The sequence below is a fragment of the Micromonospora sp. URMC 106 genome, from assembly GCF_051386395.1.
Classification (GTDB): Bacteria; Actinomycetota; Actinomycetes; order Mycobacteriales; family Micromonosporaceae; genus Micromonospora.
The window spans coordinates 1-24938 of sequence record NZ_JBPQTP010000098.1 but is presented as its reverse complement, the minus strand read 5'-3'; the positions used below and the strand labels follow the sequence as shown (position 1 = coordinate 24938).

At 71.9% G+C, this 24938-nt stretch carries 23 protein-coding genes; 15 read left to right on the top strand and 8 right to left on the bottom strand.

From position 1 onward, the window contains the following. Positions 1-556, bottom strand: a 556-nt coding sequence (locus tag ACSNOB_RS24815; protein WP_436688844.1) for a PspC domain-containing protein, incomplete at its 3' end; no start/stop codon positions are given. Between the two features lie 171 nt (positions 557-727). Here ACSNOB_RS24815 and ACSNOB_RS24810 point away from each other — a divergent pair. The 3 genes from ACSNOB_RS24810 to ACSNOB_RS24800 all read left to right on the top strand — a co-directional run bounded on the left by ACSNOB_RS24810 (position 728) and on the right by ACSNOB_RS24800 (position 4034). Continuing rightward, entirely contained in the window at positions 728-1993 is a 1266-nt protein-coding gene (locus ACSNOB_RS24810) for a PspC domain-containing protein (protein WP_393105438.1), read from the top strand. Further along, the gene (locus tag ACSNOB_RS24805; RefSeq protein WP_436688842.1) at positions 1993-2679 is read left to right on the top strand and encodes a response regulator; all 687 of its coding nucleotides are present in this window, start codon (positions 1993-1995) and stop codon (positions 2677-2679) included. The genes ACSNOB_RS24810 and ACSNOB_RS24805 overlap by 1 nt, the downstream gene beginning before the upstream one ends. Before the next feature lie 194 nt (positions 2680-2873). After that, positions 2874-4034, top strand: coding sequence for a Cys-Gln thioester bond-forming surface protein (locus ACSNOB_RS24800; protein WP_436688840.1), 1161 nt, complete (start codon positions 2874-2876; stop codon positions 4032-4034). A gap of 236 nt (positions 4035-4270) precedes the next feature. Here the strand turns inward: ACSNOB_RS24800 and ACSNOB_RS24795 are convergent, their stop codons facing one another. Then, entirely contained in the window at positions 4271-5005 is a 735-nt protein-coding gene (locus tag ACSNOB_RS24795) for a PIG-L deacetylase family protein (protein WP_393105432.1), read from the bottom strand. A 429-nt stretch (positions 5006-5434) separates the two neighbouring features. On the opposite strand from ACSNOB_RS24795, the gene ACSNOB_RS24790 reads away from it, so the two are divergent. The 5 genes from ACSNOB_RS24790 to ACSNOB_RS24770 are packed head-to-tail and all read left to right on the top strand — an operon-like array spanning position 5435 to position 11090. Further along, a complete protein-coding gene (locus tag ACSNOB_RS24790) occupies positions 5435-7078 on the top strand; it encodes a peptide ABC transporter substrate-binding protein (RefSeq protein WP_436688838.1) in 1644 nt (547 codons plus the stop codon). Positions 7079-7138: 60 nt separating this feature from the next. Then, positions 7139-8065 carry an ABC transporter permease gene (locus ACSNOB_RS24785; RefSeq protein ID WP_436688836.1) on the top strand — a complete coding sequence of 309 codons (927 nt, stop codon included), beginning with the start codon at positions 7139-7141 and terminating at the stop codon, positions 8063-8065. Further along, on the top strand, positions 8058-9035 hold the full coding sequence (locus tag ACSNOB_RS24780; protein WP_393105426.1) for an ABC transporter permease: 978 nt from the start codon (positions 8058-8060) through the stop codon (positions 9033-9035). The genes ACSNOB_RS24785 and ACSNOB_RS24780 overlap by 8 nt, the downstream gene beginning before the upstream one ends. Before the next feature lie 26 nt (positions 9036-9061). Then, positions 9062-10084, top strand: coding sequence for an ABC transporter ATP-binding protein (locus ACSNOB_RS24775; protein ID WP_436688846.1), 1023 nt, complete (start codon positions 9062-9064; stop codon positions 10082-10084). After that, the gene (locus ACSNOB_RS24770; protein WP_436688834.1) at positions 10077-11090 is read left to right on the top strand and encodes an ABC transporter ATP-binding protein; all 1014 of its coding nucleotides are present in this window, start codon (positions 10077-10079) and stop codon (positions 11088-11090) included. The genes ACSNOB_RS24775 and ACSNOB_RS24770 overlap by 8 nt, the downstream gene beginning before the upstream one ends. A 104-nt stretch (positions 11091-11194) precedes the next feature. Here ACSNOB_RS24770 and ACSNOB_RS24765 read toward each other — a convergent pair whose 3' ends face one another. Continuing rightward, complete coding sequence (locus tag ACSNOB_RS24765; RefSeq protein WP_436688832.1) at positions 11195-11584, bottom strand: chorismate mutase; 390 nt, start codon at positions 11582-11584, stop codon at positions 11195-11197. Positions 11585-12040: 456 nt separating this feature from the next. On the opposite strand from ACSNOB_RS24765, the gene pcrA reads away from it, so the two are divergent. After that, positions 12041-14446, top strand: coding sequence for a DNA helicase PcrA (gene pcrA / locus ACSNOB_RS24760; protein WP_436688830.1), 2406 nt, complete (start codon positions 12041-12043; stop codon positions 14444-14446). Positions 14447-14504: 58 nt separating this feature from the next. Here pcrA and ACSNOB_RS24755 read toward each other — a convergent pair whose 3' ends face one another. Together ACSNOB_RS24755 and ACSNOB_RS24750 are read right to left on the bottom strand one after the other, a co-directional pair. Beyond that, entirely contained in the window at positions 14505-15263 is a 759-nt protein-coding gene (locus ACSNOB_RS24755) for a M23 family metallopeptidase (protein WP_436688828.1), read from the bottom strand. A 272-nt stretch (positions 15264-15535) separates the two neighbouring features. Next, positions 15536-16255, bottom strand: coding sequence for a M23 family metallopeptidase (locus ACSNOB_RS24750; RefSeq protein ID WP_393105416.1), 720 nt, complete (start codon positions 16253-16255; stop codon positions 15536-15538). A 443-nt stretch (positions 16256-16698) separates the two neighbouring features. Here ACSNOB_RS24750 and ACSNOB_RS24745 point away from each other — a divergent pair, with 443 nt between their 5' ends. The 3 genes from ACSNOB_RS24745 (at position 16699) to sucD (ending at position 19725) form a co-directional block, all read left to right on the top strand. Next, positions 16699-17103 (top strand): cobalamin B12-binding domain-containing protein, encoded by a 405-nt coding sequence (locus ACSNOB_RS24745; protein ID WP_350684229.1) that lies wholly within the window; start codon positions 16699-16701, stop codon positions 17101-17103. Between the two features lie 553 nt (positions 17104-17656). Beyond that, complete coding sequence (sucC, locus tag ACSNOB_RS24740) at positions 17657-18835, top strand: ADP-forming succinate--CoA ligase subunit beta (protein ID WP_436688826.1); 1179 nt, start codon at positions 17657-17659, stop codon at positions 18833-18835. A 2-nt stretch (positions 18836-18837) separates the two neighbouring features. Then, on the top strand, positions 18838-19725 hold the full coding sequence (gene sucD, locus ACSNOB_RS24735) for a succinate--CoA ligase subunit alpha (protein WP_091102932.1): 888 nt from the start codon (positions 18838-18840) through the stop codon (positions 19723-19725). A gap of 42 nt (positions 19726-19767) precedes the next feature. Here the strand turns inward: sucD and ACSNOB_RS24730 are convergent, their stop codons facing one another. Next, positions 19768-20034 carry a hypothetical protein gene (locus tag ACSNOB_RS24730; RefSeq protein ID WP_393105412.1) on the bottom strand — a complete coding sequence of 89 codons (267 nt, stop codon included), beginning with the start codon at positions 20032-20034 and terminating at the stop codon, positions 19768-19770. A gap of 156 nt (positions 20035-20190) precedes the next feature. On the opposite strand from ACSNOB_RS24730, the gene ACSNOB_RS24725 reads away from it, so the two are divergent. Further along, positions 20191-21483, top strand: coding sequence for a cell division protein PerM (locus ACSNOB_RS24725; RefSeq protein WP_436688823.1), 1293 nt, complete (start codon positions 20191-20193; stop codon positions 21481-21483). A gap of 92 nt (positions 21484-21575) precedes the next feature. Here ACSNOB_RS24725 and ACSNOB_RS24720 read toward each other — a convergent pair whose 3' ends face one another. Next, positions 21576-22232 (bottom strand): DUF4190 domain-containing protein, encoded by a 657-nt coding sequence (locus ACSNOB_RS24720; protein ID WP_436688821.1) that lies wholly within the window; start codon positions 22230-22232, stop codon positions 21576-21578. 21 nt (positions 22233-22253) lie between these two features. After that, on the bottom strand, positions 22254-22553 hold the full coding sequence (locus ACSNOB_RS24715; RefSeq protein ID WP_436688819.1) for a CD225/dispanin family protein: 300 nt from the start codon (positions 22551-22553) through the stop codon (positions 22254-22256). Between the two features lie 181 nt (positions 22554-22734). On the opposite strand from ACSNOB_RS24715, the gene purN reads away from it, so the two are divergent. Together purN and purH are read left to right on the top strand one after the other, a co-directional pair. Beyond that, the gene (gene purN, locus ACSNOB_RS24710; protein WP_393105404.1) at positions 22735-23355 is read left to right on the top strand and encodes a phosphoribosylglycinamide formyltransferase; all 621 of its coding nucleotides are present in this window, start codon (positions 22735-22737) and stop codon (positions 23353-23355) included. After that, positions 23352-24923 (top strand): bifunctional phosphoribosylaminoimidazolecarboxamide formyltransferase/IMP cyclohydrolase, encoded by a 1572-nt coding sequence (gene purH / locus ACSNOB_RS24705; RefSeq protein ID WP_436688817.1) that lies wholly within the window; start codon positions 23352-23354, stop codon positions 24921-24923. Before purN ends, purH begins: the two co-directional genes overlap by 4 nt. Positions 24924-24938: the final 15 nt, after the last annotated feature.

Below are 24938 nucleotides of genomic sequence, written 5' to 3'. Positions count from 1 at the left end.
GCGCCCCGCCGATCAGGATCGTGGCGCCGAGCAGCACCGCCCGGAACGCGTCGGTGACGATGTAGCCGAAGCTGATCGCGACCAGGATGCTGAGCACGATCACGGTGACCGGGGACATGCTGGACCGCCCCCGGCCGAGCATCGACTCGACGGGCGAGGCGCTGTCCCCCTCGCCGGGGATGATCAGCCAGGCGGTGACGTAGACCAGGATGCCGATGCCGCCGAAGAAGCCGAGCACCGCCAGCAGCACGCGCCAGAGCACCGGGTCGGTGTTGGTGGCCCGGCCGATCGCCGCGCAGACGCCGGCCAGGTAGCGGCCGTCGCGGGGGCGGACCAGCCCGTACCGCGAGGTGAAGCCGACGCCTCCGAACGGCGGCTGCGGCCCGGGGCCCGCCTCGGCGCCGGGCGGCGTCCCTCCGGCCGCGTCCGGCGCGGCCACCGGCGGCGACGTCCCGAACTCGGCGGACGCGCTCCCGTCGGCGGGCGTCGCGGCGGGCGGTGGTCCGCCCGGCTGTGCCGCCCCGGGACGCGGGGACTGGGCAGCTTCCTCGGTCATGCCCTCGATCCTGCTGCCCCGAACGCCGGACGACCTCAGGACCCGACCCTGACGCCACCCTGAGATCCCGGCGGACGGAATGTCGGGGGCGTCCCCGTGGTCGCGCGGCGGCGCACCGTGTGACGATCGAACCGGCGCCGGCAACGGACGGCCGCCCGCCCCGTGCCAGTCGTGACCAGGGAGCCTCCGATCGACGCCGTGACCCACCCTCCTCGCCTCTACCGCGCCCCCGAGCACCGGATGGCCGCCGGGGTGGCCGCCGGCATCGCCGACCACCTCGGCATCTCGGTGCTCCGGGTGCGGGTCGCCTTCATGGTGCTGCTGGGGCTGAGCGGCTTCGGCCTGCTGCTCTACGCGGCGTTCTGGGCGGTCGTGCCGCTGCGACCCGGCGACACCGCCGTACCGCCCCGTCGGGACGTCGGCCAGCTACTGCCGTTCGTGGCGATCGGCCTCGGCGTGCTGATGGTGCAGGTGATGGTCTTCGACTCGGTCGGCGCGGCCGGCACCGCCGGCTGGCTCGTCGCGATCATCGCGGTCGGCGCCGGGGTGATCTGGCACCAGTCGGCCCCGGAGCGGCGGCGGCAGTGGGGCGACACCATGCCGGTGCCCTGGCTGGGCGCGGTCGTGGAGGAGAGCGACCGGCGCGCCTTCGTGCTCCGGTTCATCGGCGGCGGGGTGCTGGTCGCGGTCGGCATCATCGGCGTCGCCGCGGTCTACTCGCCGGCGCAGAACTTCGACGCGGTGCTCAACGGCGTGATCTTCGCCCTGGTCGGGCTGGCCGGGGTCGGCGTGGTGGCCGCGCCGGTGCTGTGGCGCACGTACAACCAGCTCCGCTCCGAGCGCGAGGGGCGCATCCGCGAGCAGGAGCGGGCCGAGCTGGCCGCCATGGTGCACGACCAGGTGCTGCACACGCTGGCCCTGATCCAGCGCAACGCGGCCGACGTCAAGACCGTCCAGCGGCTCGCCCGGGGGCAGGAACGTTCGCTGCGCAACTGGCTCTACAAGCCCACCGGATCGCCGACCGAGCGCTTCGCCGCCGCCCTCGAGCAGGCCGCCGCCGAGGTCGAGGACACCTTCGCGATCACCGTCGAGGCCGTGGTGGTCGGCGACCGGGAGACCGACGAGCGGGTCGGGGCGCTGGTCGCCGCCGCGCGCGAGGCGCTGGTGAACGCCGCCCGGCACGCCGGGGTGCAGACGGTCTCGCTGTACGCCGAGGTCGAGCCGGATCAGGTCAGTGTCTTCGTCCGCGACCGGGGGAAGGGCTTCGACCCGGATACGGTGGAGGATCACCGGCACGGCGTCCGGGGCTCGATCATCGGGCGGATGAAGCGGCACGGCGGCCGGGCGGAGATCCGCTCCGGGCCGGGGGAGGGGACCGAGGTCCGGTTGATCCTGCCGATCTCCCGGGACTCGTCCACAGCGGAAAGGGACAAGTGATGACCGAGCAGTCGATGGAACCGGTCGAGGGAGCGGGTGCCGGCGCGGAGCGGCTGCGGGTCTTCCTCGTCGACGACCACGCCATGTTCCGCGCGGGGGTCCGTGCCGAACTGGGCGCGCACGTCGAGGTGGCGGGGGAGGCGAGCACGGTCGCCGAGGCGGTCACCCGGATCGCCGCCACGCTGCCCGACGTGGTGCTGCTCGACGTGCACATGCCCGACGGCGGAGGCCGGGCGGTGCTGGAGGCGATGCGGCGCACCCACCCGCAGGTCAAGTTCCTGGCGCTGAGCGTCTCGGACGCGGCCGAGGACGTGATCGGGCTGATCCGGGCCGGTGCGCGGGGTTACGTCACCAAGACCATCTCCCCGGACGAGCTGGCCGCCGCGATCCGCCGGGTGGCCGACGGCGACGCCGTGTTCAGCCCCCGGCTGGCCGGGTTCGTGCTGGACGCGTTCGCGGCCCGCCCCGACACGCCGGTGGCCGACCCCGAGCTGGACCAGCTCACCAACCGCGAGCGCGAGGTGCTGCGGCTGCTCGCCCGGGGCTACGCGTACAAGGAGATCGCCAAGGAGCTCTACATTTCGATCAAGACGGTCGAGACGCACGTGTCGAACGTGCTGCGCAAGCTCCAGATGTCCAACAGGTACGAATTGTCCCGGTGGGCGGCGGACCGACGACTCGTCTGATCAAATTCTCTTCCCCATCATTTCGGGCGGAAGCGACGAATGTGACCCACAGGGGCTGACAAACGATCAATTCCCGTCCCATAATGCCCCGTCGCGTTCTCGCGTGCGGGTGGTGCGAAATCCCGCGGGAACGGCGGCTCCACTCCGACCCGCCGTGGGCGCGGGTCACCCCTGGGGAGAGGTACACGAATCTGATGTTCGGACAACGAGGACGGCGCTGGGCGCGGATGGCCCTGGTGACCGTCGCCGGTGGTGCGCTGGCGCTCGGTTTCGCCGCGCCGGCCGCCGCCGCCGAGACGACCGGCGTCGCCAAGTCGGTCAAGGGCAGCAGCGTCAAGCTGATGCTCAACGGGGCGCCGAAGAGCGCCAGCGCGTTGGCGCTGGAGATCGACGGCAAGCTCGTCCCGACCTTCTGCATCGACTACCGCACCAACGTCGCCATCGACGGGAAGTACAAGGAGGGCACCTGGGACGAGTCCCAGGTGAAGAACCTCGGCAAGGTGCAGTGGGTGCTCACCCACGGCTACCCGAACGCCGACTCGGCGAAGCTCCTGGCCGCCGCCGGCGCCACCATGCCGGCGAAGGCCGACGCCAAGAAGCTGCTCTACTTCGGCACCCAGACCGCCATCTGGCACTTCAGCGACGACGTCACCCTCGGTGACTGGGTCGCCGACAAGGGCCTGCTCGGCAAGCAGCAGTACGACGTGGTCAAGCGGGTCCACGACTACCTCGTCGCCAACGCCACCGATCAGCCGGAGCCGAAGGCCGAGCTGAACGTCGACCCGGCGAGCGCCAAGGCCACGGTCGGCGAGAAGGCCGGCCCGTTCACGGTCAAGGGCCCGGCCGGCGAGATCGCCCTCAAGGTCAGCGGCGGCACGGCGGTCGACGCCGAGGGCAAGCCGGTCACCACGACCACCAACGGTGGGCAGTTCTGGCTCGTCGCTGACGGCGCCGGCGAGGTGAAGGCCACCCTCTCCGCCGAGGGCTCGGTCTCCTTCGGCCGCGTCTTCCTCTTCACCGGTGACCGTCCCGCGCAGAAGCTGATCCTCGGGGGCAGCACCGGCGAGACCGTGACCGCCAAGGCCGAGGCCACCTTCACCGCCGCCCCGACCGAGTCGCCGTCGCCGAGCGCCCCGGCGGAGTCCCCGTCGCCCAGCGTCCCGGCGGAGTCCCCCTCGCCGAGCGCCCCGGCGGAGAGCCCGGCCCCGTCGACCTCGCCCGCGAGCAACGGTGGCGACCTGCCGCTGACCGGCTCCCCGATCGCCGCCGCCATCGCGGCCGGCGTGGCGCTGCTGGCCGCCGGCGCGGTCGCCGTGCTGGTGGTGCGCCGCCGCCGGCTGCGCTTCACGGCCTGACCGGCACCCGCTCCGCGGCTCCGGCCCCGGCACCCGTTCGCGCGGTGCCGGGGCCGGACCTGTTCTGCGGGGTGCCGGGGCCGGACCCGTTCCGCGCGGTGCCGGACCCGTTCCGGGCCGGGGCCGGACCTGTTCCGCGGGATGCCGGGGCCGGACCCCGTCCGCGCCGGCCGGCGCCCGACCCTGCCGGCGTCATCTGGGGCGGCCCGGTCCGCCGCCGTCGGACTGCGGCGGTGTCATCCGGTGCGCAGCACGGTGAACGCCTCGGCCATCCGGCCGGCCGGCAGCCCGGCCTCGTCCGCCGCGGTGGTGAGCCGGTCCCGCACCCAGGTCTCCACGTCCATCCGCGCGGTCTGCGAGCGGTGCGCCCGCATGGCGGCGACCTTGCGCGCGTACTGCCCGGTGACGTCGACGGCGTGGTCCGGCGCGGGGCCACCGGCGTACCAGACCTCGCGGACCACCCACGGCCGGAGCCCTTCGGCCAGCAGGTCGGGGTGGGCGAACGGGTTGCGCGCGTCCGGGTAGACCGCGCAGGTGGTCGCCTCGCCCACGGCGAGGTGGTCGGGGTGGCCCGGCCCGGCGAGCTGTTCCCACCGGCGCAGCGGCGAACTGGTCAGCACCCGGTCCGGCCGGTGCCGGCGGATCGCGGCGGTCACGTCCCGGCGCAGGCCGGGCGTCGGGGCGAGGGTGCCGTCGACGTACCCGTCGAGGAACTCCACCTGCCGGACGCCGACCGCGGCGGCCGCCGCCCGCTGCTCCTCCTCCCGCAGCCGGGTCACCGACTCGCGCGGGACGCCGTCGCAGCCGCCGGCCTCGCCCCGGGTGACGACCAGGTACGCGACGTCGATACCCTCCCCCACCCAGGTGGCTATTGTGCCCGCACAGCCGAAGTCGATATCGTCCGGATGGGCAAAAACGGCCAACGCCCGGACGACGTCGGAGAGCGCGGGAGCGGACGCGGGGAAGCTCACAATCGCCGAGCCTACGCCGGCCGCCACCCGCGTCTGACCGCGTTTTGCCTGCTCAGGGCGGCGCGGCCGACGCATTTCATGATCTTTCCTCAAGTATCGGCAACGTGGCGACCAACTAACGGCTTGATAACGGCACCTTCACGGAACGGGCCGGTGAGTGTCACAGTGGCAGCACCTCACCCCTCGTGTGAGGCACTCCGCACGACCCGACGACCACGGCCCCCGTCTGTGAACGGTGCTCCGTGGTGGTCTCGCGTGCGCGGTGCCGAGCCCGGCGGGGCGGGGTGGCCCGGCGAATCGGTACAGCCCCTTGTCCCGATCTCACTGCGGTGGAACCGGTGTCCCGCGCTGCGGGGCGCCGGACGTGTCACCCCCATGCGTGCGTGAAACCCACGACGGAACCAGGTTAGAAAGAGGAGGCCCCTCGGAATGAGAGTCTCGAAGCGGGCAAGCAGCGCGGTCGCGCTGGGCGCGGCGTTCGCGCTCGTTGCGACCGGTTGCTCGAGCAGCGACGGCGACGGCGGCGACGCCGGCGCGAGCGCCGACGGCGCGATCACGATCGAGGGCACCCAGCCGGAGGTCGGCCTGGTCCCGTCGAACACCACCGAGACCGGTGGCGGCAAGATCATCGACTGGGTGTGGACCGGTCTGGTCGAGTACCCGAACGACGGCAGCGCCCCGCGCAACGCGGTCGCCGAGTCGATCGAGACGACCGACTCGAAGGTCTACACCATCAAGATCAAGAAGGACACGAAGTTCCACGACGGCACCGTCGTGAAGGCCAAGAACTTCGTGGACGCCTGGAACTGGGGCGCCTACTCGCCGAACGGCGCGCAGAACGGCAGCTTCTTCGCCGACATCCAGGGCTTCGCCGACGTCCACACCGAGGACCCGGACGGCGCCGAGGGCCCGCAGAAGGCCCCGGAGCCGAAGGCCAAGGAGATGTCCGGCCTGAAGGTCATCGACGACTGGACCTTCGAGGTCACGCTGGCCGCGCCGACCGCCGTGTTCCCGACCAAGCTCGGCTACAGCACCTTCATGCCGCTGCCGGACGCGTTCTTCACCCAGGGCGCGGAGGCCTTCGGCAAGAAGCCGATCGGCAACGGCCCGGTCAAGTTCGTGTCGTGGGAAGACGACGTCCAGATCAAGCTGACGCGCTTCGACGACTACACGCTGCGCGACAAGATGAAGATCAAGGACGTCACCGTCAAGATCTTCCAGGACGACACGGCGGCGTACAACGACCTGCTCGCCGGCAACCTGGACTTCATGCAGCAGGTGCCGGTCTCCTCGCTCGCGGGTGACAAGTGGAAGCAGGACCTGGGCGACCGGGCGATCTCCTCGACCACCCCGTCGACCGGCATCATCGCCTTCCCGATCTACGACAAGCGCTTCCAGAACCCGAAGCTGCGCAAGGCGATCTCGCTGTCGATCAACCGCCAGGAGATCAGCGACAAGATCTTCTTCGGTAACCGCAAGCCGGCCGACAGCTGGGCCAACCCGCTGACCCCGGGCGCCAAGCCGGGCAACTGCACCGCCTGCCAGTTCAACGTCGACGAGGCCAAGAAGCTCCTGGCCGAGGCCGGCGGCTTCAACGGCGAGCTGGTCATGTACTACAACGCCGACGCCAGCCACAAGGAGTGGATGGAGGCCGTCGCGCAGCAGGTCAAGACCAACCTGGGCATCAACGCCCGCGCCGAGGGCATGCCGACCTTCGCGGTGTTCCGCCAGAACATCAACGCCCACAAGATGAAGGGCATGTACCGCGCCGGCTGGCAGCAGGACTACCCCGACGTGGAGAACTGGGTCAACCCGCTCTACGTGACCGGTGGTTCCTCGAACGACGGTCTGTACAGCAACAAGCAGGTCGACGCCCTGGCCAAGGAGGCCAGCTCGGCGCCGAGCCTGGAGGCCGCGCACGCCAAGTTCGCCGAGGCTGTCGCCCTCATCGACCAGGACGTCCCCACGGTTCCGATCTACTTCGGCGGCCAGCAGTCCGGCCACTCGGAGAAGATCAAGAAGCTGGAGCTGTCCAACGTCGGCGAACTCGACCTCACCTCGGTCGAGCTCTGATCCGAACGGTCTGACCCCGTGTCGGCCGTCCGACGCGCCCCCTGTCTGGAGGACCACCCCATGGGCCGTTATCTGTTGAGACGGCTGCTCCAACTCATCCCGGTCTTCATCGGAACGACGTTCCTGATCTACTGGCTGGTCTGGTCGGTGCCCGGCGACCCGTTCGCCGGCAAGTGCGGCGAACGCGCCTGCCCGGACAGCTACGTCAACATGATGACCGAGAAGTTCAAGCTGGATCAGTCGATCTGGGTGCAGTACGGCAACTACATGCAGAATCTGTTCCAGGGCGACTTCGGGACGAACTTTGCCGGCCGGGAGATCAGCGACATCATCGCCACGGCGTACCCGAACACCCTGAAGCTGGCCCTGGTGGCCCTCGTCATCGAGGCGGTCATCGGCCTCACCGCGGGTGTGCTGACCGGCCTGCGCCGTAACGGCTTCCTGGACAACCTGGTCCTGGTCTCCAGCCTCTTCCTGATCGCGCTGCCGATCTTCGTCATCGGCTTCGTGCTCCAGTGGGTGCTCGGTGTGCAGTGGGGAGTCATCAAGCCCACCGTCTCCAACGAGATGCGCATCTCGGAGTTGATCATCCCGGGCTTCGTGCTCGGTAGCGCCTCGATGGCGTACATCGCCCGGGTGGCCCGGACGAGCATCGCGGAGAACCGACGTGCCGACTACGTCCGCACCGCGATCGCCAAGGGCCTGCCGATGCGCCGGGTGGTCGGGGTACACCTGCTGCGCAACTCGCTCATCCCGGTGGTGACGCTGCTCGGCACCGACCTCGGCGCCCTGATGGGTGGCGCGATCGTCACCGAGGGCATCTTCCAGATCAACGGGATCGGCCGCCAGGTCTTCCGCGCGATCACCACCAAAGAGAGCGCTACCGTTGTCTCCATCGTGGTGGTCCTGGTGCTCGTCTACCTGCTGATGAACCTGCTGGTCGACCTGCTCTACGCCGCCCTGGACCCGAGGATCCGCTATGAGTGACCCGAGTGCCGCGTCGATCGTCACCACGCCGCCCGCCCAGCAGCCGAACGAGCTCGGCGCTCCCACCAACGCGGGTCTGCCCGAGAACGCCCGCAAGGAGAAGCCGCGCGGCCTGCTCGGCGACGCCTGGCGTGACCTGCGCCGTAAGCCGCTGTTCTGGATCTCCGCGACGTTCATCGTCATCTTCCTGGTGATGACCGCTTTCCCGTCGCTGTTCACCTCCGGCGACCCGGCGAACGGCAACCTGCAGAACAGCCTCGTCGGCCCGTCGTCGGAGGCCTGGTTCGGCTACGACTTCCAGGGGCGCGACGTCTACGCCCGGGTGATCTACGGTGCCCGCGCGTCGATCGTGGTCTCCGTTCTCTCCGTGCTCGGCGTGCTGTTCATCGGCGGCGCGATGGGCATCATCGCGGGCTACCGCGGTGGCTGGGTGGACGCCGTGCTCTCCCGGATCGCCGACGTCTTCTTCGGTCTGCCGTTCGTGCTGGGCGCCATCGTCATCCTGACCACCTTTAACGGGTCGGGCACGAGCAACAGCAAGCTCGAGATCATGGCCCTGGTGAGCATGTCGCTGATCGTGCTGGGCTGGCCGGTCGTGATGCGGCTGATGCGCTCCTCGGTGCTGGCCACCAAGGAGGCGGACTACATCGTCGCCGCCCGCGCGCTGGGCGCCGGCACCGGTCGGATCATCCTCAAGCACCTGCTGCCGAACTGCCTCGCGCCGCTGTTGGTCTACGGGACGATCCTGGTCGGCTCCTTCATCGGCGCCGAGGCGACGCTGTCCTTCCTGGGCGTCGGTCTGAAGAGCCCGGTGGTCTCCTGGGGCATCATGATCAACGAGGCGCAGGCCCTCATCCGCGTCGCGCCGTACCTGCTCTTCTTCCCGGCCGCCTTCCTCGTCACCGCCGTGCTGAGCTTCGTGATGCTCGGTGAGACGGTCCGCGAGGCCCTCGATCCGAAACTCCGCTAGGGGCGATTCAGTTGTCCGACATTCTCGTGTCCGAGCAGTCCGCGGCGGGTACCTCCGGGCGCCCCTCCGGCCGCCTGCTCGAGGTCGACGACCTCCGAGTGGAGTTCCGCACCCGGGACGGCGTCGCGAAGGTCATCAACGGGGTCACGTACCACGTCGACGCGGGGGAGACCCTCGCCGTGCTCGGCGAGTCCGGCTCCGGTAAGAGCGTCACCGCGCAGACGATCATGGGCATCCTCGACACGCCGCCCGGCTTCGTCACCGGGGGTGCGGTCCGCTTCCACGGCAAGGACATGCTCAAGATGTCCTTCGAGGAGCGGCGCCGGATCCGCGGCGAGGGCATTGCCATGATCTTCCAGGACGCGCTCTCGGCGCTCAACCCGGTTTTCACCGTCGGGTTCCAGATCGCCGAGCAGTTCCGGGTGCGGCGCGGGATGAGCCGTTCCGACGCCAAGAAGCGCGCGATCGAGATGCTCGACCAGGTCAAGATCCCGAACGCCAAGGGCCGGTTCAACAACTATCCGCACCAGTTCTCCGGCGGCATGCGGCAGCGCGCCATGATCGCGATGTCGCTGGCCCTGGACCCGGAGGTGCTGATCGCCGACGAGCCGACCACCGCGCTGGACGTGACGGTGCAGGCCCAGATCATGGACCTGCTCGCCGAGCTCCAGCGGGAGCGGCAGATGGGCATGATCCTGATCACCCACGACCTCGGCGTGGTCGCCGACGTCGCGGACCGGATCGCGGTCATGTACGCGGGTCGCATCGTCGAGGAAGCCAACGTGTACGACCTGTACGCCAAGCCGGCGCACCCGTACACCATCGGCCTGATCAACTCGATCCCCCGGCTGGACGAGAAGGGGCAGCAGCTCCGGACCATCAAGGGCCTCCCGCCGAACCTGATGAACATCCCGCCGGGCTGCCCGTTCAACCCGCGCTGCCCCATGGCGCAGCCGGTCTGCCGGGAGAAGGTCCCGCCGCTGCTGCAGGTGGGTGCCGGCCGGGCCAGCGCCTGCCACTTCGCCGAGGAGCTGGTGAACCGTGACTGAGAACATCCTCGAGGTCCGTGACCTGGTCAAGCACTACCCGGTGACCCGGGGCGTGGTGTTCAAGAAGACCATCGGCCACGTCAAGGCGGTGGACGGGGTCTCCTTCGAGCTCAAGGCCGGCGAGACCCTGGGTGTGGTCGGCGAGTCCGGCTGCGGCAAGTCCACCCTGGCCCGGGTCCTGATGAACCTGGAGCGGCCGACCTCCGGCAGCGTCCTCTACAAGGGCCAGGACATCTCCAAGCTCTCCGGCGGGGCGCTGCGGCGGCTGCGTCGGCAGATCCAGCTGGTGATGCAGGACCCGTACACCTCGCTGAACCCCCGGATGACGGTCGGCGACCTGATCGGCGAGCCGTTCGAGATCCACCCGGAGGTGGCGCCGAAGGGCAGCCGCCGGGGCAAGGTCAAGGAACTCCTGGACCTCGTCGGTCTCAACCCGGAGCACATCAACCGGTACCCGCACCAGTTCTCGGGCGGTCAGCGGCAGCGCATCGGCATCGCCCGGGCGCTCGCCCTGCGGCCCGAGATCATCGTCTGCGACGAGCCGGTGTCGGCGCTGGACGTGTCGATCCAGGCGCAGGTGATGAACCTGCTGGAGAAGCTCCAGGGCGAGTTCGGCCTGTCGTACGTGTTCATCGCCCACGACCTGTCGGTGGTCCGGCACCTGTCGGACCGGGTCGCGGTGATGTACCTCGGCAAGATCGCGGAGATCGGCACCGAGGACGAGATCTACGAGCGGCCGACCCACCCCTACACCCAGGCGCTGCTGTCGGCGGTGCCGGTGCCGGACCCGACCGTCCGGGAGCACAAGGCGATCATCCGCCTCACCGGTGACGTGCCGTCGCCGGTCAGCCCGCCCTCGGGCTGCCGGTTCCGGACCCGCTGCTGGAAGGCGCAGGACGTCTGCGCCGAGCAGGTCCCGCTGCTGGAGATCCGGCCGGGCTCGGACCACCCGAGCGCCTGCCACTTCGCCGAGAAGCGGGAGATCGTGCACACGCACGAGGCGTGACACCCACGGGACCGCCTGCCGACGTCATCGCGACGACGGCAGGCGGTTCCGCCGTTTCCGGGCGGGCGCGCCGCGCCCATCCGCCGTGGCCTCCGGCGTACGCCTCACAGGGGGCCGCGGCCGGCGCGCAGCAGCAGCAGCGCGAGCTGCGTGCCGTCGGCGCCGAGGGCGACCCGGAAACGCTCCAGGATCTCCCGTTCCCGCGAGAGCACCAGCCGGGTGCCGCCGGAGGCCATCCGGGTCGCGCCGACCTCCTGGGACAGGCGGGCCCGCTCCTGCCACAGCTCGATCAGCGCCCGGTCGATCTCGTCGATCCGCTCCCGGATCTCCACGATCCGGGCGGCCGCGGTCGGCTCGGCGGTGCCGGTGCGCGCCTCCGGCTTCGCGTCGTCGGCGCCGGTCGGCGCGTCGACCGGCCCGGACACCTCCGGGCCGGGCCGGCCCGCCCCGGGCCGCGTCAGGCTGCCGCTGGACTCCACCACGTCTGTCATCATCGGGTACCCCTCGTCGTCAGGTGCCCGGTGCCCGGATGCCGGGACGGAAAAGCCCCGGGCTCCAGGAGCCCGGGGCTTTCGTAGGTCTGATGTGCTCAGGCGCGACCCACGGCTGCCGGACTCCCGGTGCCGTAGTAAAAGTAGAAGCGCTGACCGAACACGTCGTCGAGTATGCCGACCTCGGACCGGCCGGCGCAAGGATTCGGCCGGACACGTGCCCCAACGCACGCCCCCGGCACCGACGCCGGGACCGCGCCGGGCCGCCGGGGCGCCGGGGCGGGTGGCGCGATCGGGCGGTCCGGGAGGCGACGGCTCGCCGGCCACCGTGCCACCCGGCCCGGCCCGCGCTGCCCGACGGGGCCGTGTCCGCGGCGGTCGGTCCGCCGATGACGGCTCGGTCGCACCGGGGCCACACGGCGGGGAAGTGTCCGCCCGGCGGCATAGACTCGCCGTGCGATGCATCCTCTCTTCGACCTCCCCGTGTCCCCGCCCGCGCCGGCGCCTGCCCCGACCCCGCCGCGCCGGCCGGGGTCCGCTGCCGTCCGCCTCGACCCGCAGGCCCTGGTCGAGGGCCTGAACGGGCCGCAGCGCGACGCCGTGACCCACGCCGGCTCGCCGCTGCTGATCGTGGCCGGCGCCGGCTCGGGCAAGACCCGCGTGCTCACCCACCGGATCGCCTACCTGTTGGCCGCCCGGGACGTGCATCCCGGCGAGATCATCGCCATCACCTTCACCAACAAGGCCGCCGGGGAGATGAAGGAGCGCGTCGCCCACCTGGTGGGCCCGCGTGCCCGGCTGATGTGGGTGTCGACGTTCCACTCCGCGTGCGTGCGCATCCTGCGCGCCGAGCACGAGCACGCCGGGCTCAAGTCGACCTTCTCGATCTACGACGCGGACGACTCCCGCCGGCTGATGCAGATGGTCGCCCGCGAGCTCGACCTCGACCCGAAGCGCTACCCGGCGCGCGGGCTCGCCGCCCAGGTCTCCAACCTGAAGAACGAGCTGGTCGACCCGGAGGCGTTCGCCGCCCGGGCCAAGGGCCCCAACGAGCGGGCGCTGGCGGAGGCCTACACGCTCTACCAGCGGCGGCTGCGCGAGGCGCACGCGCTCGACTTCGACGACCTGATCATGACGACGGTGCACCTGCTCCAGTCGCACCCGCACGTCGCGGAGAGCTACCGCCGGCGGTTCCGGCACGTGCTGGTCGACGAATACCAGGACACCAACCACGCCCAGTACGTGCTGATCAAGGAGCTGGTCTCGGGCACCGAGGGGATCGAGCCGGCCGAGCTGTGCGTGGTCGGTGACGCCGACCAGTCGATCTACGCGTTCCGCGGCGCCACGATCCGCAACATCCTGGAGTTCGAGCGCGACTTCACCGACGCCCGGACGATCCTGCTGGAGCAGAACTACCGCTCCACCCAGACCATCCTCAACGCGGCCAACGCGGTGATCGACCGGAACACCTCGCGCAAGCCGAAGCGGTTGTGGAGCGAGGCGGGCGCGGGCGAGCCGATCGTCGGCTATGTGGCCGACACCGAGCACGCCGAGGCCGACTGGGTGGCCCGCGAGATCGACCGGGTGGTCGACTCCGGCGACGCCCGCCCCGGCGACGTGGCCGTCTTCTACCGCACCAACGCGATGTCCCGCGTCTTCGAGGAGGTGTTCATCCGGGTCGGCCTGCCCTACAAGGTGGTCGGCGGGGTGCGCTTCTACGAGCGCAAGGAGGTCCGCGACGCGTTGGCCTACCTGCGCGCGGTGGTCAACGACGACGACACGGTCAGCCTGCGCCGGATCCTCAACACCCCCCGCCGGGGCATCGGTGACCGCGCCGAGGCGTGCGTGGAGGCCCTCTCCAGCCGGGACCGGATCTCCTTCGGCGCGGCGCTGCGGCGGGCGAAGGACGCCCCGGGCATCTCCACCCGGGCGGCCAACGGCATCGCCGACTTCGTCGCCCTGCTCGACGGCGCCCGCGAGCTGGCCGAGACCGGCACCCCGGAGGAGGTGCTGGAGGCGCTGCTGACCCGCTCGGGCTACCTGACGGAGCTGGAGGAGAGCCTCGACCCACAGGACGCCGGGCGGGTCGACAACCTCCAGGAGCTGGTCAGCGTCGCCCGGGAGTACACGGAGCGGATCGAGGCGACCGGCGAGGAGGGGGAGCGGGCCACCGTGGCCGGCTTCCTGGAGCAGGTCGCGCTGGTCGCCGACGCCGACCAGGTGCCGACCGACGACCCGGACCACCAGGGTGTGGTCACCCTGATGACGCTGCACACCGCCAAGGGGCTGGAGTTCCCAGTGGTCTTCCTGACCGGCCTGGAGGACGGCGTCTTCCCGCACCTGCGCTCGCTCGGCGACACCCGCGAGTTGGAGGAGGAGCGCCGGCTGGCGTACGTGGGCATCACCCGGGCCCGGCAGCGCCTCTACCTCTCCCGGGCGGTGACCCGCTCGGCGTGGGGGCAGCCGTCCTACAACCCGCCGTCGCGCTTCCTGGAGGAGCTGCCGCCGGAGCTGGTCCGCTGGGAGCGCACCGAGGGGTCGTACACCTCGTGGGCCGGCGGGGGCGGCGGCGTCGGCGGCCGTGCGGACCGCGTGCCCGGCGGGCGCGGCACCTTCAACGGCGGCACCCCCAAGGCCACGCAGTTGGCGAAGCGACTCGGCGTCGACGCCAGCCGGCTGACCACGGCGAGCGAGCTGCCGCAGGGGCCGAAGGTGTCCGCCGGGGACCGGGTCAACCACCAGCGCTACGGCCTGGGCCGGGTGCTCGCGGTGGAGGGTCACGGCCCGAGCGCCCGGGCGCAGATCGACTTCGGCGACCAGACGATGTGGCTGGTGCTCCGGCACGCCCCGATCGACAAGCTCTGAGAGCGGGCCCGGCCCGGCCCGGCGAGCGCCGGACCGGGCCGGGCCCGGGTGGTACGGGTCAGCAGGCCACGTCGATGCCGCGGGCGCGCAGGAACGGCGCCGGGTCGATCTGGTTCCACATCTGGCCCTGGTGGACCTCGAAGTGCAGGTGCGGGCCGGTGGAGTCGCCGGTGGAGCCCTCCAGGCCGATGGTCTCCCCGGCGACCACCTTGTCGCCCACGCCCACCTTGGCGGTGCTCAGGTGGGCGTAGTGGGTCAGGTAGCCGTTGCCGTGGTCGATGACGACGGAGATGCCGTACCCGTCGCCCACGTCGCCGGCCTTGGTGACCGTGCCGCCGAAGGCGGCGCGGACCGGGGTGCCTGCGGGCAGCGCGAAGTCGATGCCGGCGTGCAGGGTGCCCCAGCGCGGGCCGTAGCAGGAGGTGATCGCCGCGCCCTTCATCGGGATGACCCAGCTCGGCTTCGGCTTGCTGGTCCTCTTCGGCGTCGGCTTGGCGGTGGTCGCCTTCGGGCTGGGCTTCGCCGACGGGCTGGCCTTCGTGGGGCTCGGCGTCGGGCTGGCCGAGGGGGTGGCCGGGGCGGCCGACTCGCGGGCGGACCGGTCGGCGCGGTCGGCGGCCTCGGCGCGGGCCTGCGCGTCGAGGGAGACGGCGGCCGGGGTGTCGGGGTCGTTCCCGGTGGCCGCGAAGGCGGCTCCGCCGAGGCCGAGCCCGACCAGGGCCGTCGCGGCGATGATCACGCGGGTGCGGCCGCCGGCCCGCTTCCGGTGCCGGACCGGGGCGTCGGGGGTGTTCTCGTTCTGAATGTCTTCCTGCACGGCGGACCTTCACTGATCGAGGGGCACTTGACCTCGAAATACTGGTGTCGCCGCGGTCCGGTACGGGTATGGGGACCGGGTCGTCGCGGATCGGCGGCGCCCCTCGCCGTCCGATACATGCCGTTGTGGGGCATTGAATGCGATAAGTGATCATGATGTGCCGTGGTGCCGGTCACATCCGCGACTGTGACCCAGCAAACTTTGCCGCACAACGGGCAACGAAAAACCGCCCGGATCGGCAGATCCGGGCGGTCAACGGTCGATGCGCAGCGTCAGGACGCGGCTACCTCGTTGTAGATTGCCTCGACTTGTAGCTTGATGTCCACTCCGCGCTCCTGGAGCCACGGCACCGGGTCGAGCGGCTCGCCCTTGACATGGACCTCCAGGTGGAGGTGGGAGCCGTAGGAGTGGCCGGTGTTGCCGACGAGGCCGAGTTGGTCACCCGCCTTGACCTGCTGCCCCTCCCGCACGCTCAGCGCGGAGGAGTGGCCGTAGATGGCCTCGCTGCCGTCGGCGTGCTGGACGATCACCGTGTAGCCGTACCCGCCGAACCAGCCGGCCTTGGTGACCGTGCCGGCGTGGATGGCGACGTAGGGCGTGCCCTCCGGGGCGACCAGGTCGACGCCGGTGTGCAGCTTGCCCCAGCGCATGCCGTAGGGCGAGTTGAACTCGTAGCCCTGCAGGGGGAGCAGCCAGACCTCGCGCTCGGTGGCGGCCTCGGCGCCGGCGGCGCGGGTGCTGTCGCGGGAGGCGCGGTCGGCGGCGTCGGCGCGGGCCGCGGCGTCCTGGCTCAGGGTCGAGGCCGCCTTCAGCTCGTCGAGGACCGACGGGCTGACGCTCTTGGCGTCCGGCAGGGCGCCCGCGCCGATCGCGACGATGCCGGCGCCGACGAACGCGGTGGTGACGACCGCGGCGTAGCGGCTACGCGGGGGGGTGGGTACGCGGCGACGGCCGCGATATCGATCGGGCTCAGACGACAGGCGCTGGCGCACGCACACCCTCCGTTGTCGGGGATCCGATGCGGCTTCCCGACGCCCGTGAAACTCGGGTGAACGTCGGTTGGCCGCGTCGTCACCCGTCCGTGGACCTGATGACAACCGTGGACACGTTAGCCAACCACCAGGGCAGTCACAAGCCGAAGCGCCGAATTGCTACCGCGTTCTGTCCCTTTGCGTCCGTGATTGTCATGCCTCGTACCCCTCGAACGGTGCCCCCGTAACTGCCCGTTCGTCGCGCAGGGTGACCGAACGGCGGAGTCGTCCGGCTTGACGGCGGTGATCATTTGCGGCAGGCCGTCAGCCTGTGCGGCGCCCGCCTTTTCTGGGGCGGGCGAGCCGGCGCGCGGTGAGCTTCGCCGCCCGGATTTCCCGGGCCGGGCGGGGCGGGTTACCGTTCGTTCAGGTGAAGCCGCGGAGCCGGTGAAAGGGATGCGCTGATGAGCTCTCGTGTTCGGGTCGTCGTCGCCAAGCCAGGCCTGGACGGCCACGACCGTGGCGCCAAGGTCGTCGCGCGTGCCCTCCGGGACGCCGGTATGGAGGTCATCTACACCGGCCTGCACCAGACCCCGGAGCAGATCGTGGAGACCGCGATCCAGGAGGATGCCGACGCGGTCGGGCTCTCCGTGCTCTCCGGGGCGCACATGACGCTGTTCCGGCGGGTGGTGGAACTCCTCGGTGAGCGGGACGCCCGCGACATCGTCGTGTTCGGCGGCGGCATCATCCCGGACGCCGACATCCCCGAGCTCCAGAAGCTCGGCGTCGCCAAGATCTTCACGCCGGGCGCCACCACCGCGTCGATCGTGGAGTGGGTGCGGGAGAACGTCGCCCAGCCGGTCGCCTGACCCGCCGGTCGCCTTCGCCGGCGGCCCGCGATGCGGGCGTCGGTCGCACCCGGCACGTGTGCGCCGGTGGCACGCGCGCGATGTCGGCGTCGGTCGGCGCCGGCGGCGCGGCCCCGCGACGCGGGCGGGTGTCCGCGGCCGGTGGCTGTTCCGGGAGACGGGGGAGGGGCCGGACGCACCCCTCACACGTCCGGCCCCTCTATGCACGATGCCCCGCCGCCACCCCTCGACCGACAGGGCATCGGCCGTCTCCCGTCGCCGCGCTGCATCAGCGCTCCGACACCTGACTCAACGACGCCTCGGCGCAGGGGTTACGCGGCCCGGACAACATCGCCCGGACGGTTGACGTCGGGGCGGAAGTCGCGGAAAGGCGGCGCGGCGCCGCCGGTTGTGCATTACCGCACACCGCGCACCCGCTCGGTTGCCGCCGGTGTCCACCTCGCTAGGCTGCGCCCAATGGCCTGTTTCAAGTGATGACAGGCGTCAAACTGTTTTCCATAACGCTGGTGGCGGCGCGACGGCGCGCCGCGGAGACGGGACGGGACGCGCAAACGTGGACCTGTACGAGTACCAGGGGCGGGACCTGTTCGAGCGGCACGGCTTGCCCGTGCTCGCCGGCGGCGTCGCCACGACCCCGGAGGAGGCCCGCGCGATCGCCGAACGCCTCGGCGGTCGGGTGGTCGTCAAGGCGCAGGTGAAGGTCGGCGGCCGGGGCAAGGCCGGCGGCGTGAAGCTGGCCGAGGGCGCGGAGGAGACGGTGGCCCGTGCCACCGACATCCTCGGCATGGACATCAAGGGTCACACCGTCCACAAGGTCATGATCACCGTGACCGCGGACGTGGCCGAGGAGTACTACTTCTCCTACCTGCTCGACCGGGCGAACCGCACCTTCCTCTGCATCGCCAGCGTCGCGGGCGGCATGGACATCGAGCAGGTCGCCGCCGACACCCCGGAGAAGGTGGTGAAGGCCCCGATCGACGCCAACACCGGCGTCGACGAGGCCAAGGCGCGCGAGATCGTCGCCGCCGCCGGCTTCCCGGCCGAGGTCGCCGACCAGGTCGTCGAGGCGGCCGTGGGCCTGTGGAAGGCCTTCGTCGCCGAGGACGCCACGCTGGTCGAGGTGAACCCGCTGGCCAAGACCGGCGAGGGCAGGCTGCTGCTGCTCGACGCCAAGATCACCCTGGACGAGAACGCCGCGTTCCGGCACCCGGACCACGAGGCGCTGGTCGACCAGGCCGCGGTGGACCCGCTGGAGCAGGCCGCCAAGGAGAAGGACCTCAACTACGTCAAGCTCGACGGCGAGGTCGGCATCATCGGCAACGGCGCCGGCCTGGTCATGTCGACCCTGGACGTGGTCGCGTACGCCGGTGAGCGGCACGGCGGCGTCAAGCCGGCCAACTTCCTCGACATCGGCGGCGGCGCGAGCGCCGCGGTGATGGCGAACGGGCTGGAGATCGTCCTCTCCGACCCGTCGGTCAAGAGCGTCTTCGTCAACGTCTTCGGCGGCATCACCGCCTGCGACGAGGTCGCCAACGGCATCGTGCAGGCGCTGGCCCTGCTCGAGCAGCGCGGCGAGAAGGTCACCAAGCCGCTGGTCGTCCGCCTCGACGGCAACAACGCCGAGGCCGGCCGGGCGATCCTCGACGGCGCGAACAACCCGCTGGTCCAGCGGGTGGACACGATGGATGGCGCGGCCGAGCGGGCCGCCGAGCTGGCGGCTGCGGGGGTCTGACAATGGCTATCTGGCTGACCAAGGACTCGAAGGTCATCGTCCAGGGGATGACCGGTTCCGAGGGTTCCAAGCACACCCGGCGGATGCTCGCCGCGGGCACCAACGTCGTCGGCGGCGTCAACCCGCGCAAGGCGGGCCAGACCGTCGACTTCGACGGTACCGAGCTGCCGGTCTTCGCCAGCGTCGCGGACGCGATGGCGCAGACCGGTGCCGACGTGACCGTGATCTTCGTACCGCCGCAGTTCACCAAGGGCGCGGTCGTCGAGGCGATCGACGCCGGGATCGACCTGGCCGTGGTGATCACCGAGGGCGTGCCGGTGCACGACACCGCAGCGTTCTGGGCGTACAACGTCGCCAAGGGCGAGCGGACCCGGATCATCGGGCCGAACTGCCCGGGCATCGCCTCGCCGGGCGCCTCCAACGCCGGCATCATCCCGGCCGACATCACCGGCTCCGGCCGGATCGGCCTGGTCAGCAAGAGCGGCACGCTGACCTACCAGATGATGTACGAGCTGCGCGACATCGGCTTCTCGACCTGTGTCGGCATCGGCGGTGACCCGATCATCGGCACCACCCACATCGACGCGCTCGCCGCGTTCGAGGCGGACCCGGACACCGACGCGATCGTCATGATCGGTGAGATCGGCGGCGACGCCGAGGAGCGGGCCGCCGAGTTCATCAAGGCGAACGTGACGAAGCCGGTGGTCGGCTACATCGCCGGCTTCACCGCGCCCCCCGGCAAGACCATGGGGCACGCCGGCGCGATCATCTCCGGCTCCGCCGGCACGGCCGAGGCCAAGAAGAGCGCGCTGGAGGCCGTCGGCGTCAAGGTCGGCAAGACCCCGACCGAGACCGCCAAGCTGATGCGGGAGATCATGTCCGCGGGCTGATCCCGACGTACGACCGGAGGGCCGACCGTTCGCGGTCGGCCCTCAGTCGTTGTAGACCGGGTAGTTGCCGCCGGCCCAGAGGATCCCGCTGCCGATGATGTTGAGCACGCCGAACGCGATCGCCAGCCAGCCGAGCACCGGCGACTTGCCGAAGCGCTTGGCGTCCCGGATCGACAGGTAGCCGAAGACGACCCCCAGGATGCCGCAGCAGAGCAGGCCGAGGACGATGCCCAGGACGCCCCACAGCGTGGTCCGGTCCTGGCCGGCCGCGGGTGGCGGCGGCGGGGGCGGCGGGTACGGAGCGTTCACGGCTTCCCTCCGGGCGTCGGTGCCGCGACTTGGGTCGCGTCCCTGCGCCGAGGCTAGACCGGATCGGGGGCGGGAGACGGTGGATCACGGAACTCGCCGCCGCTCCGGGGCGGTATCGGACTGCCGCCGGGCGCGCGGCATGCCAGAGTAGACCCGATGTCCTCCGTCACCCCTGATCAGCCGAGCCGTCCCGGCGTCGAGGCCGGCACCGACGCCCGGCCGGACGCGCCCGCCGGGCGGGGCCGGCGGGTGCCCGCGCCGCGCGGTGGCGAGGCGCCCCGCAGCCGCGCGCCGCTCGCCGTCGCCGCCGGGGTCGCCGCCGGATGGGCGGCGCTCACCTCGTGGCTGCCGGTCGTGGTCGTGCTGGGGCTGTTCCAGCTCAGCGAGGACGTCGCCACCGTGTCGGGAGCGCTCCACGCCGGGCTGGCCGGCTGGCTGCTCGGGCACGGCGTCCCGCTGGAGACCGGCGCCGGCCCGCTCGGGCTGGCCCCGCTGGCGCTGACCGCGTTGGTGGTCTGGCGGCTGACCCGCGCGGGCGTGCACACCAGCCGGGCGATCGGCGCGCGCGGTGGGCGGTCGCCCCGGCAGGCGCTCCTCGCCGCCGGCGCGGTCGGCATCGCGTACGCGCTGCTCGGGCTGCTCGCCGCGGTGCTGGTCGGCGCGGGCGGCCTCGCGGTGTCACCGGTCCGCGCCGGGGTCACCTGTGCGGTGCTCGGCACGCTCGGGGCCCTGGTCGGCTCGGCCCGGACCACCCGCGTCGCCGGCCTGCTCGTCGCGCGGTCCCCGGAGCCGCTGCGCGACGGGATCCGCACGGGGCTGGTCGCCGGCCTGCTGCTGCTCGGCGCGGGCGGCGGGGCGGCGGGGCTCGCCGTGGCGACCGGGGGCGGGGACGCCGCCGACCTGATCGGGGCCTACCGCACCGGGGTCGCCGGGCAGGCCGGGATCACCCTGGTCAGCCTCGCCTACGCGCCCAACGCCACGATCTGGTCGGTCAGCTACCTGCTCGGCCCGGGTTTCGCCGTCGGCACCGACACGGCGGTCCGCACCAGCGAGGTCTCCGTCGGCGCGCTGCCGGCCGTGCCGCTGCTGGCGGGGCTGCCGCGCGGTCCGGTCGACGGGGTCGGTGCCGGTCTGCTCGCGGTGCCGGTCCTCGCCGGGATGGCAGCGGGCTGGCTGCTGGCACGCCGGCTGCTCCGGCTGGCCGCCGACGACCGGGCGCCGCTGCGCTGGGGCCCGCTGCTCGGGTCGGCGGCGCTCGCCGGCCCGGTGGCCGGCGTGCTGCTGGGCGCCGCCGCGGCCGCCTCCGCCGGGTCCCTCGGCGGAGGCCGACTCGCCGAGATGGGACCCGTCGCCTGGCAGGTGGGCGGGGTGGCGACCGCCGTCATCGCGGTGGGCGCGCTGCTGGGCGCCGCCGCGACCCGGGTGCTCGCCCGCCCCACCCCCCGCTGACCTCCGCGCGTGTCCAACGCGCCGGCTCGCCCCCTCCCGCACGCCGAAGGGGCGCCCCGACGAGCCGGGACGCCCCTTTCGCGCGGTGCCGGTCAGGGCTGGTAGGCGACCCCGGCGACCAGCAGGATGATCTGGAGCAGGCCCAGCACGGCGCCGATGGCGCCGCAGATCAGGCCGGCGAGGGCCTGACCCTGGTTGTCGGCCAGCCCCTGGGCGGCCTTCTGCCTGCCCATCCAGCCGGTCACCACCGCGCCGATGCCGAGCGGGATGCCGAGGTAGCAGCAAACCAGCGGGATCGACGCGATGCCGAGGATCATGGACACCAGGCCGAGGGTGTTCTGCTGCTGCCCCGGCCCCTTGCCGGCGAGCCCGGCGTTCGGGTACATGGGCGGCGGGTACCCCTGCTGGCCGTACGGATCCTGGTAGGGCTGCTGGCCGTACGGCTGAGCGGACGTCGGCTGGCCGTACGGCTGGCCCGAGGTCGGCGGCTGGCCGTACGGCTGGCCCGAGGTCGGCGGCTGGCCGTACGGCTGACCCGAGGTCGGCGGCTGGCCGTACGGCTGACCCGAGGTCGGCGGCTGGCCGTACGGGTTCTGCGGTGCGGCGTACGGGTCGTTCGGCTGCCCGGAGGTGGGCTGCTGACCGTACGGCGCCGCCGGCGGCGGTGCGTACGGGTCGTGGGGCGGCGCGGTCGGATCCTGGTGCGGCTGCTGACCGTAGGGATCCTGACCGGGGTAACCGGGCTGCATGCGAACTCCTCGTCAGTTCTGTCAGTAGGTGCTGGCCGAGCTGCTACCGCCCACCATCCCGGCGAGGCCACCGAGCAGGCAGCACACCAGAACGATCACATACCAGCTGATGCCGACGATCAGCGCCCACTTGGACCACTTCTTCGACTCGGCGGCCGCGGCCTGGGCCCCGGCGTAGTCGCCCTGCTGGAGCAGCGCGTTCACCTTGGAGGCGTTGATGATGGCCGGAATCGCCAGCGGCCAGAAGAGGAAGATGGCGACGATCGACATCGTCATGTTGTTGTTGATCGGGGGCTGCTGCGGCTGGTATCCGGGCTGCATCTCGGCGTACTCCTCATTCCACTCGGCACCCCTGGGGCGCCGGATCACTGACGGGTGCGGGCCGGACGCGCTGCCGGTCCCGAGCGACCGGCAGCGTACCCGGTTCCGACCAGTCACGTCGTCGGTGAATGTCGCGCTGCCCAGCGATTGGACCCGCCGACCTGCCCGATAGGGTGGCCGGGTGACCGAGCCCGCGTCCGTCGCCCGCATCGTCGTCCTCGTCTCCGGCTCCGGGAGCAACCTGCAAGCACTGCTCGACGCCTGCGCCGATCCGGCGTACGGGGCCCGGGTGGTCGCCGTCGGCGCGGACCGGGACGGCATCGCCGGGCTGGACCGGGCCGCCGCGGCGGGCGTGCCGACCTTCGTCGAGCGCGTCGCCGACCACCCCACCCGCGAGGACTGGGACGCCGCGCTGACCGCCCGCGTCGCCGAGCACCGGCCCGACCTGGTCATCTCCGCCGGTTTCCTCAAGCTGGTCGGCCCGCGCTTCCTGGCGGCCTTCGGCGACCGCTACCTGAACACCCACAACACGTTGCTGCCGGCGTTCCCCGGCATCCACGGCCCGCGCGACGCCCTCGCCTACGGCGTGAAGGTCACTGGGGCCACGCTCTTCTTCGTCGACGCCGGCATGGACACCGGCCCGATCGTCGCGCAGGTCGCGGTGCCCGTACGCGACGACGACGACGTGGAGACGCTCACCGAGCGCATCAAGGAAGCCGAGCGGCACCAGCTCGTCGAGCAGGTGGGCCGCCTGGTCCGCGAAGGTTGGACGATCACCGGAAGAAAGGTCACGGTCCCGTGAGTTCCACTCAGGACGAACGCCGCCCGATCAGGCGGGCGCTGGTCAGCGTCTACGACAAGACCGGCCTGGTCGAGCTGGCCCGGGCCCTGCACGCGGCCGGGGTGGAGATCGTCTCGACCGGCAGCACGGCCTCCACCATCGCCGACGCCGGGGTGCCGGTGACCCCGGTGGAGACGGTGACCGGCTTCCCGGAGATCCTCGACGGCCGGGTCAAGACGCTGCACCCGAAGGTGCACGGCGGGCTCCTGGCCGACCTGCGCAAGGACTCGCACGCCGCCCAGCTCGACGAGCACGGCATCGCGGGAATCGACCTGCTGGTCTCCAACCTCTACCCGTTCCAGGCCACGGTCGCCTCCGGCGCCGGCGTCGAGGAGTGCGTCGAGCAGATCGACATCGGCGGGCCGGCCATGGTCCGGGCGGCCGCCAAGAACCACGCCTCGGTCGCCGTGGTGACCGATCCGGCCGCGTACCCGGCCCTGCTCGCCGCGCTCGACGAGGGCGGCTTCACGCTGGCCCAGCGCCGCGTGCTGGCCGCCCGGGCGTTCGCCGTCATCGCCGAGTACGACGTGGCGGTGGCCGAGTGGTGCGCCACCACGCTGGCGCCCGAGCAGGACGGCTGGCCGGGCTTCGCCGGGCTGTCGCTGCGCCGGCAGGCGGTGCTGCGCTACGGCGAGAACCCGCACCAGGCCGCGGCCCTCTACGCCGACCCGTCCAGCCCGGCCGGGCTCGCCCAGGCCGAGCAGCTGCACGGCAAGGAGATGTCCTACAACAACTACGTCGACGCGGACGCCGCGTGGCGGGCGGCCAACGACTTCGCCGACCAGCCGGCGGTGGCGATCATCAAGCACGCCAACCCGTGCGGCATCGCGGTCGGCGCCGACGTGGCCGAGGCGCACCGCAGGGCGCACGCCTGCGACCCGGTGTCCGCGTACGGCGGGGTCATCGCGGTCAACCGCCCGGTGAGCGTGGAGATGGCGCGGCAGGTGGCCGAGATCTTCACCGAGGTCGTGGTCGCCCCCGGCTACGACGACGGCGCGGTGGAGATCCTGCAGGGCAAGAAGAACGTCCGGCTGCTGCGCGCGCCCGCCTTCGACCCGCTGCCGGCCGAGTGGCGGCAGGTCACCGGCGGGGTGCTGGTCCAGATGGCCGACCGGATCGACGCAGACGGCGACGACCCGGCCAACTGGCGGCTGGCCACCGGCGAGGCGGCCGACGAGGAGACGCTGCGCGACCTGGCCTTCGCCTGGCGGGCGGTCCGCGCGGTGAAGAGCAACGCGATCCTGCTGGCGAAGGGCGGCGCGACCGTCGGCGTCGGGATGGGCCAGGTCAACCGGGTCGACTCCGCGCAGCTCGCGGTCAGCCGCGCCGGGGCGGAGCGCGCCCGCGGCTCGGTCTGCGCCTCGGACGCGTTCTTCCCGTTCGCCGACGGCCCGAAGATCCTCATCGACGCGGGTGTCCGCGCGATCGTCCAGCCGGGCGGCTCGATCCGCGACGAGGAGGTGATCGCCGCCTGCAAGGAGGCCGGCGTCACCATGTACCTGACCGGCACCCGCCACTTCTTCCACTGACCCCCCCGCCCCCTC

What these genes read in the sequence shown, in the direction of transcription:
- ACSNOB_RS24805 (WP_436688842.1), top strand. Translation starts at nt 1,993, where the DNA reads ATGACCGAGCAGTCGATGGAACCGGTCGAGGGAGCGGGTGCCGGCGCG.
- ACSNOB_RS24800 (WP_436688840.1), top strand. Translation starts at nt 2,874, where the DNA reads ATGTTCGGACAACGAGGACGGCGCTGGGCGCGGATGGCCCTGGTGACC.
- ACSNOB_RS24790 (WP_436688838.1), top strand. Translation starts at nt 5,435, where the DNA reads ATGAGAGTCTCGAAGCGGGCAAGCAGCGCGGTCGCGCTGGGCGCGGCG.
- ACSNOB_RS24785 (WP_436688836.1), top strand. Translation starts at nt 7,139, where the DNA reads ATGGGCCGTTATCTGTTGAGACGGCTGCTCCAACTCATCCCGGTCTTC.
- ACSNOB_RS24780 (WP_393105426.1), top strand. Translation starts at nt 8,058, where the DNA reads ATGAGTGACCCGAGTGCCGCGTCGATCGTCACCACGCCGCCCGCCCAG.
- ACSNOB_RS24765 (WP_436688832.1), bottom strand. Translation starts at nt 11,584, where the DNA reads ATGATGACAGACGTGGTGGAGTCCAGCGGCAGCCTGACGCGGCCCGGG.
- pcrA (WP_436688830.1), top strand. Translation starts at nt 12,041, where the DNA reads ATGCATCCTCTCTTCGACCTCCCCGTGTCCCCGCCCGCGCCGGCGCCT.
- ACSNOB_RS24745 (WP_350684229.1), top strand. Translation starts at nt 16,699, where the DNA reads ATGAGCTCTCGTGTTCGGGTCGTCGTCGCCAAGCCAGGCCTGGACGGC.
- sucD (WP_091102932.1), top strand. Translation starts at nt 18,838, where the DNA reads ATGGCTATCTGGCTGACCAAGGACTCGAAGGTCATCGTCCAGGGGATG.
- ACSNOB_RS24725 (WP_436688823.1), top strand. Translation starts at nt 20,191, where the DNA reads ATGTCCTCCGTCACCCCTGATCAGCCGAGCCGTCCCGGCGTCGAGGCC.
- ACSNOB_RS24720 (WP_436688821.1), bottom strand. Translation starts at nt 22,232, where the DNA reads ATGCAGCCCGGTTACCCCGGTCAGGATCCCTACGGTCAGCAGCCGCAC.
- ACSNOB_RS24715 (WP_436688819.1), bottom strand. Translation starts at nt 22,553, where the DNA reads ATGCAGCCCGGATACCAGCCGCAGCAGCCCCCGATCAACAACAACATG.